Annotated in this window: 12 protein-coding genes and 1 tRNA gene; 11 read left to right on the plus strand and 2 right to left on the minus strand. The window is 71.4% G+C overall.

Annotated elements, in window-relative coordinates:
- Positions 1 to 147: 147 nt before the first annotated feature.
- Complete coding sequence (locus tag L2I40_RS09495) at positions 148 to 876, minus strand: GntR family transcriptional regulator (protein ID WP_237214662.1); 729 nt, start codon at positions 874 to 876, stop codon at positions 148 to 150.
- A 96-nt stretch (positions 877 to 972) separates the two neighbouring features.
- Between L2I40_RS09495 and L2I40_RS09500 the strand changes: the two genes are divergently transcribed.
- The 11 genes from L2I40_RS09500 to L2I40_RS09550 all read left to right on the plus strand — a co-directional run bounded on the left by L2I40_RS09500 (position 973) and on the right by L2I40_RS09550 (position 12,519).
- A complete protein-coding gene (locus L2I40_RS09500; RefSeq protein ID WP_237214663.1) occupies positions 973 to 1,257 on the plus strand; it encodes a UxaA family hydrolase in 285 nt (94 codons plus the stop codon).
- Between the two features lie 13 nt (positions 1,258 to 1,270).
- Positions 1,271 to 2,446: a UxaA family hydrolase gene (locus L2I40_RS09505; protein WP_272910953.1), complete on the plus strand. Its 1,176-nt coding sequence runs from the start codon at positions 1,271 to 1,273 to the stop codon at positions 2,444 to 2,446.
- A 407-nt stretch (positions 2,447 to 2,853) separates the two neighbouring features.
- Positions 2,854 to 5,625, plus strand: coding sequence for a DNA gyrase subunit A (gene gyrA, locus L2I40_RS09510; protein WP_372491038.1), 2,772 nt, complete (start codon positions 2,854 to 2,856; stop codon positions 5,623 to 5,625).
- On the plus strand, positions 5,618 to 6,139 hold the full coding sequence (gene coaD / locus L2I40_RS09515) for a pantetheine-phosphate adenylyltransferase (protein ID WP_237214664.1): 522 nt from the start codon (positions 5,618 to 5,620) through the stop codon (positions 6,137 to 6,139). The genes gyrA and coaD overlap by 8 nt, the downstream gene beginning before the upstream one ends.
- Positions 6,140 to 6,231: 92 nt before the next feature.
- On the plus strand, positions 6,232 to 6,687 hold the full coding sequence (locus L2I40_RS09520) for a peptidylprolyl isomerase (RefSeq protein WP_456305738.1): 456 nt from the start codon (positions 6,232 to 6,234) through the stop codon (positions 6,685 to 6,687).
- Between the two features lie 63 nt (positions 6,688 to 6,750).
- Positions 6,751 to 7,287, plus strand: a complete 537-nt coding sequence (locus tag L2I40_RS09525) for a peptidylprolyl isomerase (protein WP_237214666.1) — start codon at positions 6,751 to 6,753, stop codon at positions 7,285 to 7,287.
- Positions 7,288 to 7,328: 41 nt separating this feature from the next.
- Positions 7,329 to 7,401 (plus strand) — tRNA-Lys (locus L2I40_RS09530).
- A gap of 47 nt (positions 7,402 to 7,448) precedes the next feature.
- Complete coding sequence (locus L2I40_RS09535; RefSeq protein WP_237214667.1) at positions 7,449 to 8,561, plus strand: glycosyltransferase family 2 protein; 1,113 nt, start codon at positions 7,449 to 7,451, stop codon at positions 8,559 to 8,561.
- A gap of 31 nt (positions 8,562 to 8,592) precedes the next feature.
- Positions 8,593 to 10,044, plus strand: coding sequence for an ArnT family glycosyltransferase (locus tag L2I40_RS09540; RefSeq protein ID WP_237214668.1), 1,452 nt, complete (start codon positions 8,593 to 8,595; stop codon positions 10,042 to 10,044).
- Between the two features lie 52 nt (positions 10,045 to 10,096).
- Complete coding sequence (gene msrP, locus L2I40_RS09545; RefSeq protein WP_237214669.1) at positions 10,097 to 11,089, plus strand: protein-methionine-sulfoxide reductase catalytic subunit MsrP; 993 nt, start codon at positions 10,097 to 10,099, stop codon at positions 11,087 to 11,089.
- A complete protein-coding gene (locus tag L2I40_RS09550; RefSeq protein ID WP_237214670.1) occupies positions 11,086 to 12,519 on the plus strand; it encodes a sigma-54-dependent transcriptional regulator in 1,434 nt (477 codons plus the stop codon). The genes msrP and L2I40_RS09550 overlap by 4 nt, the downstream gene beginning before the upstream one ends.
- Before the next feature lie 17 nt (positions 12,520 to 12,536).
- Here L2I40_RS09550 and L2I40_RS09555 read toward each other — a convergent pair.
- Positions 12,537 to 12,908 (minus strand): NUDIX domain-containing protein (locus L2I40_RS09555; protein WP_237214671.1); only part of this gene is annotated, 372 nt, incomplete at its 5' end.

The raw sequence follows: 12,908 nt of genomic DNA on the forward strand, positions 1-12,908 counted from the left end.
CGCTGTTGCACCGCAGCGACACATGTCGCACGCTCGCCGCAACGCGCAAGTTGAGATCGTCGAAGACAGCAGACTGCGACCATGAACCGTCGCTCGCTTCCCATCGCCGCGGCCGCCGCCGCGACGCCCGGCACGGTCGTCGCGCCGTCAGGCGCGGCTCGCGACGTATTCGTGGCGGCGCGTGTCGACCCAGGACAGCCGCAGCTCGACCGGCCTTTCGCCGATCGCATAGGCGACGCGCTCGATCCGCAGCACCGGCGCGCCGGCCTCGAGGCCGAGAAGCGCACCGACATCCGGGGGCGCCGACACGGCCCGCAATCGCTCCTCGGCGCGCACGACCGAGAGGCCGAAGCGGCGCTGGTAGAGGCCGTAGACGGTGCCATCGCGCCCCGCGAAGCCGGCCTCGTCCAGCCCGGGAAACAGCGCCTGCGGCAGCCACAACTCGTCCAGCATCACCGGCTCGCCCTGCAGGCGCTGAAGGTTCCGCGCGAACAGCATCGGGGCGCCCGGCGCGAGGCCGAGGCGCGGCGCGATCCGGTCGGGGCAGGGCAGCGCCTGGCGGAACTCGACGAGCGAGGTGGCCGGGTGCTCGCGCGGCCCGTCCTCCTGCACGATGTGGAAGAAGTGGAACAGGGTACGGTCCGGCCCGTGGTCCGGCACGAAGGTGCCCTTGCCCTGCCGCCGGACCAGCGCGCGCGCCGCGACCAGCTCGTCCACCGCGCGACGCACCGTGCCGATCGCCACGCCGAAGCGTTCCGCCAGCCTGGCCTCGGAGGGCAGGGGCGTCCCGGGCGGATAGTCGCCGGCCGCGAGGCTCGCTTCCAATGCGTCGCGCACGGAGCGCCAGAGCGATCCTTCCGAAGTCATATGGATCATATAGATGACCCGATTGATCCAGGCCACTCCGAAGGCTAGCCTGCACCGGGCACGGAGCCGGGGTCCGGCACCCCGGGCGGGCAAGGAGGGAACGAGATGACGATCCATTTCGTCGTCCACGACGAGGGCGACAGCGTGGGCGTGGTGGTGGTGGAGGGCCTCAAGGCCGGGACCCGCCTGAACGGCTGGATCATGGACCAGGACCGCATGATCGAGTTCGACGCGAAGTCGGACATCCCGATCGGCCACAAGCTGGCGATCAAGGCGATCAGGTCCGGCGACACGATCATCAAGTACGGCGTCGACATCGGCCGCGCCGTGAAGGACATCGGCGCCGGCGAGCATCTCCACGTCCACAACGTCAAGACGAAGCGCTGGTAAGGGAGCCGCCATCATGGGCATGAACCTCAAGGGCGCCGCCTTCGAAGGATGGCGCCGCGAGAACGGCCGGATGGGCGTGCGCAACCACGTCATCATCCTGCCGGTGGACGACCTCTCGAACGCCGCCGCCGAGGCCGTCGCCAACAACATCAAGGGCGCGATGGCGATCCCGCACAGCTACGGGCGGCTGCAGTTCGGCGCCGACCTTGATCTGCATTTCCGCACGCTGATCGGCACCGGCACCAACCCGAACGTCGCCGGCGTCGTGGTGATCGGCATCGAACCGGGCTGGACCGGCCGCGTCGTCGAAGGCATCGCGAAGTCCGGCAAGCCGGTCGAGGGCTTCGCCATCGAGCAGAACGGCGACATCAACACCATCGCGAGCGCCTCGCGCGCCGCCTACAAGATGGTCAAGCACGCCTCGCGCCTGAAGAAGATCAGGGCCGACCTGACCGAACTCTGGGTCTCGACCAAGTGCGGCGAGAGCGACACGACCTCCGGCCTCGCTTCTTGCCCGACGGTCGGCAACGCCTTCGACAAGCTCTGGGAGAACGGCAACACGCTGGTCTTCGGCGAGACCAGCGAGATCACCGGTGGCGAGCATTTGGTGGCGAAGCGCTGCCGCACGCCGGAGATCGCCGCGCAGTTCATGGCGATGTTCGACCGCTACCAGCGCGTGATCGAGGCGAACAAGACCAACGACCTGTCCGAGAGCCAGCCCACCAAGGGCAACATCGAAGGTGGGCTGACCACCATCGAGGAGAAGGCGCTCGGCAACATCCAGAAGATCGGCAAGAAGTGCCTGGTCGATGGCGTGCTGGACAAGGCCGAGGCGCCGACGGGCCCGGGGCTGTGGTTCATGGACAGCTCGAGTGCGGCGGCCGAGATGGTCACGCTCTGCGCGGCCTCGGGCTACGCGGTGCATTTCTTCCCGACCGGGCAGGGCAACGTGATCGGCAACCCGATCCTGCCGGTGATCAAGATCACCGCGAACCCGCGGACGATGCGCACCATGAGCGAGCACATCGACGTGGACGTGACGGGGCTGCTCCAGAAGCGGATGAACATGGACGATGCCGGCGAGGCGCTGCTCGACTGCATGCTGCGCACCGCCGATGGCGAGCTCACCGCCGCCGAGCTCCTCGGCCATCGCGAGTTCTCGCTCACCCGCCTCTACGAGAGCGCCTGAGGCGCTTCCGGACGGCCGGCCGCGCCTGGGGCGCGGCCGCCGTCCCCGGGCCGGGGCGGCATCGGATCCGGGGCACGGCCGGCGGTGCGGCCCCGGACGCTCCCGGGGAGCCGTCATGGGGGCGCCCCGTGGCGGCTCTCGGGCCGTCCGTTCCGGTTTGTTGATGGCCTCGGTTCGGCCTATATCTGGCGCGGAAAGAGGGGTTCCGATGATCGACTCCGTGCCGGGCCGCGGGCTGTCCGCGGCGCCCAGCCGCGCCCGATGCCCGACCGCCCGCAGGCCGCTGGCCTGACACGGCCGGCACCTGACCTGACAGCTTCTCCGGACCCTCTCCTGGCCCCCGCCCCGACTGACCATCGCGCATCGCGGACCCCGGCGAATCCCGGGGTCGCCCTGAGGACGACCACTTGAGCGACACCACGCCTGAGGATCCCAACGCCTCCGACATCGCGCCCGTCGGGCTCGAGGAGGAGATGCGGCGCTCCTATCTCGACTATGCGATGAGCGTCATCGTCAGCCGCGCGCTGCCGGATGCGCGCGACGGGCTGAAGCCGGTCCACCGGCGCATCCTCTACGCGATGCACGAGGCGGGAAACACGGCCGACAAGCCGCACCGCAAGTCGGCGCGCGTCGTCGGCGACGTGATGGGCAAGTACCACCCGCATGGCGACAGCGCGATCTACGACGCGATGGTGCGCATGGCGCAGCCCTTCTCGATGCGCGTGCCGCTGATCGACGGGCAGGGCAATTTCGGCTCGATGGACGGCGATGCGCCGGCGGCGATGCGCTACACCGAGGTGCGCCTCGCCCGCTCCGCCGCCGCGCTGCTGGCGGGGATCGAGGAGGACACGGTCGACTTCGTCCCGAACTACGACGAGTCGGCCGAGGAGCCGCGCGTCCTGCCGGCGGCCTATCCGAACCTGCTGGTCAACGGCGCGGGCGGCATCGCGGTCGGCATGGCGACCAACATCCCGACCCACAACCCGGGCGAGGTGATCGACGCCACCCTCAGGCTGATCGAGGAGCCGGCGACGAGCCTGCCGGAGCTCATGCAGATCATCCCCGGCCCGGATTTCCCGACCGGCGGCCTGATCCTCGGCCGGGCCGGCATCCGCAGCGCCTTCGAGACCGGACGCGGCTCCATCCCGATCCGTGCCCGCGCGGCGATCGAGGAGATGCGCGGCGGGCGTTCGATGATCGTCGTCTCCGAGATCCCCTACCAGGTGAACAAGGCGACGCTGATCGAGAAGATCGCCGAGCTGGTGCGCGCCAAGACGGTGGAGGGCATCTCCGACCTGCGCGACGAGAGCGACCGCGACGGCTTGCGCATCGTCATCGAGCTGAAGAAGGACGCGACACCCGAGGTCGTGCTGAACCAGCTCTACCGCTTCACGCAGTTGCAGACCTCCTTCGGCGTGAACTTCGTCGCGCTCGACGAGGGCCGGCCGCGCACCATGGGCCTGCGCGACGCGCTGCTCGCCTTCATCAAGTTCCGCGAGGAGGTGATCACCCGCCGCAGCCGCCACCGGCTGGAGAAGGCGCGCGATCGCGGCCACAACCTGATCGGGCTCGCCGTCGCGGTCGCCAACATCGACGAGGTGATCGCGCTGATCCGCGCGGCGCCGGACGCCAACGCCGCCAAGGCAGGGCTGATGGCGCGCGACTGGCCGGCGGCCGATATCGGCCCGCTGCTCGCGCTGGTGGACGACCACCGCAACGTGCTGACCGAGGCCGGCACCGTCCGGCTGACGGAGGAGCAGGCCAAGGGCATCCTGGAGCTCCGCCTGCAGCGCCTGACGGGCCTCGAGCGCGAGAAGATCAACGCCGAGCTGTCGGAGGTCGGCGCCACGATCCGCGAGCTGCTCGAGATCCTCGGCTCCCGCCCGCGGCGGCTCGAGGTGATGCGCGAGGAGCTGCTGGCGGTCCGCGCGCAGATCGCGACGCCGCGGATGACGGAGATCGTGGACGGCGTCGCCGACCAGGACGACGAGAGCCTGATCGAGCCGGGCACCATGGTCGTGACCATGACCCGCGACGGCTACGTCAAGCGCACCGCGCTCGACGTGTTCCGCGCGCAGAACCGCGGCGGCCGCGGCCGCACCGGGGCAGGGCGGCGCGAGGACGATATCGTCGTCCGTAGCTTCGTCGCGCATACCCACCAATGGGTGCTGTTCTTCACCAGCCGGGGCATGGCCTTCCGCGAGAAGGTCTGGCAGCTGCCGGAAGGCGGCGCCACGGGACGCGGCCGGTCGCTCCGCCAGGTGCTGCAGTTGCAGCAGGACGAGACGGTCACCGCCGTCCTGCCGCTGCCGCAGGACGAGGCGCTGTGGGAGAATCTGCACCTCGTCTTCGCCACCGCCTGCGGCAATGTCCGGCGCAACAAGCTTTCGGACTTCCGCAACGTCCGCGCGGTCGGCCTGATCGCCATGAAGCTCGAGGAGGGCGACAGCCTGATCGGCGTCTCGACCTGCCGCGAGGGCGACGACGTCATGCTCTCGACCCGCAACGGGCGCTGCATCCGCTTCCAGGCGGAGGAGGAGACGCTGCGCGTGTTCGCGGGCCGTGCCTCCGACGGCGTGCGCGGCATCCGGCTGCTGGGCGACGACAAGGTGATCTCGCTCGCCGTGCTGAAGCATGTCGAGGCGAGCCCGGGCGAGCGGCTGACCTATCTCCGCTTTGCCGCGCAGAAGCGCCGGGCCGCCGGGGAGGAGGTCGCCGAGCCGAACGGCAGCAGCGGTACCGCGGTGGAGGAGGTCGGCGAGGCGGTGGAGGCCGTCGCGGTGGCGCAGGACAAGCTGGACGCGATGGAGGAGGCGGAGGAGGTGCTGCTGACCGTCACCGATCGCGGCTTCGGCAAGCGCAGTTCGGCCTACGAGTATCGCGTCTCGGGCCGCGGCGGGCAGGGCATCACCGCCATCACGCTCAGCCCGCGGACGGGCCGTGAGGTGGTCGCGACCTTCGCGGTGCGCCACGGCGATGACGTGATGCTCGTGACCGATGCGGGCCGCCTGATCCGGCTGCCGACCAACCAGGTCCGGGTCACCGGACGCGCGGCACAGGGCGTGACGCTGCTGCGCCTCGACGACGGGGAGCGCGTGACCTCCTGCTTCCCGGTGATGGAAGAGGATGAGCCGACGGCCGAGGTGGCGGCGCCGCCTCCGGAGGCGACCGATGGCTGAACTCCGCATCGGCCTCTATCCCGGCACCTTCGATCCGGTGACGAACGGCCATCTGGACGTCATCGGCCGCGCCGCGCGGCTGGTGGACCGCCTCGTCGTCGGCGTCGCGATCAATGCGGGCAAGGGACCGCTTTTCCCGCTCGAGGAACGCGCCGAACTGGTGCGCGCCGAGACCGACAAGATCGCGGCCCGCACCGGTTGCGACATCGTGGTGCAGCCTTTCACCGGCCTGCTCGTCGGCTTCGCGCGGGAGGTCGGGGCAAGCATGATCATCCGCGGACTGCGCGCCGTGACCGATTTCGACTACGAGTTCCAGATGACCGGCATGAATCACCGGCTCGATCCGGAGATCGAAACGGTCTTCCTGATGGCGAGCGAGACGAACCAGTTCATCTCCTCGCGCTTCGTGAAGGAGATCGCGATGCTCGGAGGGGACATCTCGAGCTTCGTGCCGCCCTTGACCCATGAACGCACGCTGGCCCGCGTGCAGAGCCGAAAGGACGCCGCCGGATGACACTGCTTCGCCGTACGATTCTCGGCTCCGCCCTCGCGCTGCCGGCGGTCGCCGCCCGCGCCCAGGCGACCGATCCCGAGAACACGCTTCTGATGGAGCTTCGCCACGGGACGGTGACGATCCAGCTTCTGCCGGACATCGCGCCACGCCATGTCGAGCGGATCCGCACCCTGGTCCGCCGCGGCTTCTACGACGGCACGCCCTTCCACCGCGTGATCGAGGGCTTCATGGCCCAGGGCGGCGACCCTACCGGCCGCGGCACCGGCGGCTCCGACCTGCCCGACCTTCCGGCCGAGTTCGTGCCGGCATCCCGCGCGCGATTCCTGCGCGGCACCTGCGGCATGGCGCGCGCGCAGAACCCGAACAGCGCGAACAGCCAGTTCTTCATCATGTTCGCCCCGGCGCCGAGCCTCGATGCGCAGTACACGATATGGGGACGCGTCGTGTCGGGCATGGAGGCGGTGGACCGCATCAAGCGGGGCGACCCGGGGCGCAACGGGATGGTCGTGGACCCCGACCGTCTCATCCGTGCGCGGATGGCCGGCTGAGCCGGCCTTGCGCCCTGCCGCACCCCATGTGACATCCACCGCCCGACCGCGAGGAGCGCACCGATGAGCCAGGCCCTGGCGCCCGAGAACACCCTGCTGCTCGAGATGAAGGACGGCACGATCACGATCGAGTTGCTGCCCGACCTCGCGCCCCAGCATGTCGAGCGCATCCGGACCCTGGCCGCGCGCGGCTTCTACGACGGCACGCCCTTCCACCGCGTGATCGAGGGCTTCATGGCCCAGGGCGGTGACCCGACCGGGACCGGGACGGGCGGCTCTGACCTGCCGGACCTCCCGGCCGAGTTCAGCCCGCCGGCCAAGGCCCGCTTCGTGCGCGGCACCTGCGGCATGGCGCGCACCAACAACCCGAACAGCGCGAACAGCCAGTTCTTCATCATGTTCGCCCCGGCCCCGAGCCTCGACGGCCAGTACACGATCTGGGGTCGCGTGGTCGGTGGCATGGACCTCGTGGACAAGATCAAGCGCGGTGCCGGTCCGAACGGCATGGTGCGCGAGCCCGACCGGGTGAAGTCCATGCGCCTCGGCGGCGCGCCGGCCCCCGCAGCCGGGGTTGACAGCACCCCGGCCGCCGACGCCTAAGACCGCGCCCCGCCCGGTGCGTTGCGTGCCGGGCGACGCGTGAGCCCGTAGCTCAGTCGGTAGAGCACGTGACTTTTAATCATGGGGTCCTGGGTTCGAGTCCCAGCGGGCTCATTCATGCGTGCATTTCCATCGCGGCACGGGCGCGGTAAGCGCAAAGCGTGACCGATCGTTCCGCCATCCGCGCCCCGGCCCGGCTCGCCGTCATCGTCCCGGTCTTCCGGGAGCGCGACAATGTCGCGCCCCTCGTCGCCAAGCTGGATGCGGCGCTGGCCGGCATCGCCTGGGAAGCCGTCTTCGTCGACGACGACAGCCCGGACGGCACCACGGCCGCGGTGCGCGAGATCGCCGCGCGCGACCCGCGCATCCGCTGCATCCGCCGCGTCGGCCGCCGCGGCCTCGCCTCCGCCAGCATCGAGGGCATGCTGTCGGTCTCGGCGCCCTATGTCGCCGTGATGGATGGCGACCTGCAGCATGACGAGACCATCCTGCCCGCCATGCTGCGTGCGGTGGAGGAAGGCGCCGATGTCGCCATCGGCTCGCGCCATGTCGAGGGCGGCGCCGCCGCCGGCGGCTTCTCCGCGGCGCGCGGCGCGCTGTCGGATGCCGGCACGCGCCTGGCGCAGAAGCTCCTGCCGGTCCCGGTCGCCGATCCGATGAGCGGCTTCTTCCTGCTGAAGCGCGACCTGGTCGAGGCGGTCGCGCCGCGGCTGACGGGGCGGGGCTTCAAGATCCTGCTCGACATCCTGCTGACCGCGCCGCGCGGGCTGAAGGTGGCGGAGGTGCCCTACAGCTTCCGCGCGCGCGAGCACGGCGATTCCAAGCTCGACACCAAGGTGCTGCTCGAATTCGGCGGGCTGCTGCTGGACAAGGCGACGGGCGGCATCGTGCCGCTGCGCTTCGTCGCCTTCGCCGCCGTCGGCGCGATCGGCGTGCTGGTGCACATGCTGGCGCTCGCCCTGCTGGTCGGGTTGCTCGACATGCGCTTCGACCTTGCGCAATGGGCAGCGACCCTCGTCGCCATGACGGCGAATTTCGTGCTCAACAACCGCATCACCTACCGCGACGCCAAGCTGCGCGGGCCGGCGCTGTGGCGCGGCCTGCTGCTGTTCTACGTCGTCTGCGGACTGGGCGCGGCGGCCAATGTGGGCGTCGCGGCGCTGCTGGTGCGCGACGGCATCGTCGCCTGGGGCCTGGCCGGGGCAGCTGGCGCGCTGCTCACCGTGGTCTGGAACTACGCCGTCTCCTCGACCCTCGTCTGGCGCACGCGCTGACCTCCGGCCGGGGGTGGGCTATAGCCCGCCCATGAACCCCTGGCTCGCAGCGCTGGCCGCGGTCACGGCGCTGCGCCTCGTCGTCGCCGCCGTGGTCCCGCTCGCGCCCGACGAGGCCTATTACTGGGTCTGGTCGCGCACGCTGCAGGGCGGCTACCTCGACCATCCGCCGATGGTGGCGCTGTTCATCCGCGCGGGCACGCTGCTTGCCGGCGAGACGCCGATCGGCATCCGGCTCATGGGCCCGCTCTCGCTCGCGCTGGCGAGCATCCTGCTGGCGCGCGCCGCGGATGCGCTGTTCCCGCGCGAGCGTCCGGGCGCCTGGGCGGCCGCGCTGCTCAACGCGACGCTGATGATCGGCGTCGGCGGCATCCTGGCGACGCCGGACACGCCGCTGGTCTTCTTCTGGATTTGCGCGCTCTGGACGATCGCGCGGCTGCACGCGACGGGCGACGGGCGCTGGTGGCTCGCCTTCGGCTTCTTCGCCGGGCTGGCGCTGGCCTCCAAGTACACCGCCGTGCTGCTCGGCCTCGGCGTGCTGGGCTGGCTCATCGGCAGCCGGGCGGCGTGGCGCTGGTGGCGCGACTGGCGGCTTTATGCAGGCGGCGCGCTCGCGCTGCTGGTCTTCGCGCCGGTGCTCGCCTGGAACGCCGCGCATGACTGGGCGTCCTTCGCCAAGCAGGGGGGACGGGCCGGCGTGGACTCGCCGGGCATCACGCTGCGCTTCCTGGGCGAGTTGTTCGCGAGCCAGGTCGGTCTCGCGACACCCATCGTCTTCGTGTTGTGCGTGGCCGGGGTCGCGGGCGCGGTCGCCGCCTGGGCGCGCCGAGGGGATGCGGCCGGTGCCATTCTCGCCGCCTTCGTGCTGCCGGGGGTGGCGGTGTTCCTCTGGCAGGCCACCGGCAGCCGTGTGCAGGGCAACTGGCCGATCGTGCTGTATCCGGCGGCCTGCATCGCCGCGGCGGCCTATCTTCCCGCGCGCCTCCGCGGTTGGCGCTGGCCCGCGCTCGGGCTCGGCGCGGTCCTCGCCCTCGGCGGCTTCGCGCAGGCCGCGCTGGCGCCGGTCCCGCTCCCCCGCCGGCAGGACCCGACACTCGCGCGCCTCGGCGGCTGGGACGCCTTCGCCGAGGCGGTCGAGGCCGAACGCCGTCGGCTGGGTGCGAGCTTCGTCGCGGCGGAGGAATACGGCCTCGCCTCCCAGCTTGCCCTGCGCCTGCCGCCGGGCGTTCCCGTGGTCGCGCTGCACGACCGCTGGGCGCTGTTCGACCTGCCGAGGCCGCAGGCGGGCGTAACCGGCCTGCTGGTCCAGAGCGAAAGACGGGACAGCGCCCCCGACTGGCCCGGAGCCGAGCCGGCCCGCCGCCCCGAGGGGGCGCTCATCCGCGCCCGTCGAGGCGTCGAGGCGGAGCGGTACCGGACCTTCCGGGTGGAGACCCGGCCGGACCTGCCGCCCGCGGCAATCCTGCCGCGGCCGCTTCCTTGACGCGGCGGGGGTGCGAGCGAACCTTCATCGGCAGAAAGCCCAGGAGACCGACATGCGCATCCTCCGCCGGCGCGGCTGGGAGATCCCGGAGCGGGACGCCACGCCTGAACACCTCGTCACGAACCGCCGCGCCCTGATGGCGGCGGCCGGGGCGGGGGCGATGCTCTCCACCCAGGCCCAGGCGCAATGGCTGTTCCGCCGCGACCAGGGCGCCACCGATCCCTGGGCGCGGAACCCGGCCGACCTGCCCGACCTGCCGCCAGCGATGCGCAATGCCCGCTACCAGCCGGGCCGCGCCATGAGCCCCGAGCGCGAGCCCATCACCTTCAACAACTTCTACGAATTCGGCACCGACAAGGGCATCTGGCCGCAGGCTCTGCGCATGCCGATGCGCCCATGGACGGTGCGCGTGGACGGCATGGTCGAGCAGCCCGGCGAATTCGGCGTCGACGACCTGATCCGCCGCATCGGCATCGAGGAACGCGTCTACCGCCTGCGCTGCGTGGAGGCCTGGGCGATGACGGTCCCCTGGACCGGCTTCCAGCTCTCCAAGCTGCTCGAGATCGTCCGCCCGCTCGGCTCCGCGAAGTATGTGCGCTTCGAGACGGCCCAGCACCGCGAGAGCATGAGCGGACTGCGGCAATCCTGGTATCCCTGGCCGCATATCGAGGGCTGCACGATCGAGGAGGCGGCGAACGAGTTGACCTTCATGCCGGTCGGCCTCTTCGGGCGCCCGCTGCCGCCGCAGAATGGCGGGCCATTCCGCGTGGTCTTCCCGTGGAAATACGGCTTCAAGTCCGGCAAGTCGGTCACGCGCATCACGCTCACAGACCAGCGTCCGAAGAGCTTCTGGGAGACGTTGCAGGGCAACGAATACGGCTTCTGGGCCAATGTGAACCCCGAGGTCGCCCATCCGCGCTGGAGCCAGGCGACCGAACGCCTGATCGGCACGAACGAGCGCGTGCCAACGCGGCTCTTCAACGGCTATGGTGAGTTCGTGGCGGGTCTCTACACCAACCTGCAGAGCGAGCGGCTCTGGGCGTGAGCGGCACGGGCGCGAGCGCGGCGGCCGACCACCGCGCGCGCGTCCTGCTGGTCGAGGACACCGCCTCCCTCGCCGCCGTCTATGGCGAGTATCTGCGCGCCGCCGGCTACGACTTCGAGCATGCGCGCAACGCGGCGGAGGCGCGCGCCATGACGGACGCCGCGCCGCCCGACGGCGTGCTGCTCGATGTCCGGCTGCCCGACGGCGACGGCCTCTCCGTCCTGCGCGAGTTGAAGCGCGGCCATCCGGACGTCGCGGTCGTGGTGATGACCGCGCATGGAAGTGTGGCCACCGCGGTGGAGGCGATGCGCGCCGGCGCCTCCGACTTCCTGGTGAAGCCCTTCGCGGCCGAGCGCCTGGCCGTCACGCTGTCCAACGCGCTCGAGCGCGCGGCGCTGAAGCGCGAGGTACGCGACCTGACGGCCGGTCGGCCGCGCACCGCCTTCCAGGGCTTCGTCGGCGCCGCACCGGCGATGCAGGCGGTCTACCGTGTGCTGGAGACGGCGGCGCAGTCGAAGGCCACCGTCTTCATCACCGGCGAGAGCGGCACCGGCAAGGAACTCGCGGCCGAGGCGGTGCACCGCCTCTCGCCGCGCCACAGCGGGCCCTTCGTCGCGATCAACTGCGCCGCCATCCCGCGCGACCTGATCGAGAGCGAGGTGTTCGGCCATGTGCGCGGCGCCTTCACCGGCGCGGTCGCGGACCGGATCGGCGCGGCGCAGGCCGCCGATGGCGGCACGCTGTTCCTCGACGAGCTCTGCGAGATGGATCTCTCGCTGCAGGGCAAGCTGCTGCGCTTCATCCAGTCCGGCACCTTCCAGCCGGTCGGCTCCACCCAGCTGCGCCGGACCGATGTGCGCTTCGTCTGCGCGACCAACCGCGACCCGCTGGAGGAGGTGAAGGCCGGCCGCTTCCGCGAGGATCTCTACTACCGTCTGCATGTCGTTCCGCTGCGGCTGCCGCCGCTGCGCGAGCGCGGCGAGGACGTGATCGCGATCGCCGAGGCGATGCTGGCCCGCACGGCGGCCGAGGAGGGCAAGCGGTTCCGCGGCTTCTCCGACGACGCCCGCCGCGCGCTGCTGGCGCATCGCTGGCCGGGCAATGTGCGCGAGCTCGAGAACGTGGTCCGCACCGCCGTTGTGCTGCACGACGGCGAACTGGTGGAGGCCGCCATGCTGCCGCTGCGCGAGCCGCCGCCCGCACCGCCTGTGGCGCCGCCGTCGCTGCCGCCACCGCAGCGTAGCGCGAGCCCGGTTTCTGCCTCCGAAGCCGCGCGGCTGATCCGGCCGCTCGCCGAGATCGAGCGCGAGGCGATCGAGCGCGCGGTCGAGCTCTGCGACGGCAACATCCCGAAGGCCGCCGCGCATCTCGGCATCAGCCCCTCGACGCTCTACCGCAAGCGCGCCGCCTGGGAGGCCGCGGCGGAGTAGGCGCCTGCCCCGGGCCTTCAGGCCTCGAGGCCGAGCCTGCGCCGCGCCAGCGCGATCACGCGCATCGCCTCGGGCCAGAGACCGTACGGCGCGAGGGCGGCGGAGTCGGCCCAGGCCGCCTCGGTCACGTCGCCGCCGGGGTGCGGCTCGCCCGACGTCCAGCGCGCAACGTAGTCGATGATGGTGTAGTGGAAGCGCGGGCCGCGGCCGACCTCCCCGGGCGTGATCGCATCCACCACGGCGAGGAGCTCGAGCGGCCCGACCTCGATACCGGCTTCCTCGCGCAACTCGCGCCGCGCCGCCTCCTCGGCCGGCTCGCCGAGGCGCTGCGCGCCGCCCGGCAGCGACCACTCGCCGCGCCGCGGCGGCCGGCCGCGCCGGATCAGCAG

The organism is Falsiroseomonas oryziterrae (assembly GCF_021864505.1).
Taxonomy (GTDB): Bacteria; Pseudomonadota; Alphaproteobacteria; order Acetobacterales; family Acetobacteraceae; genus Falsiroseomonas; species Falsiroseomonas oryziterrae.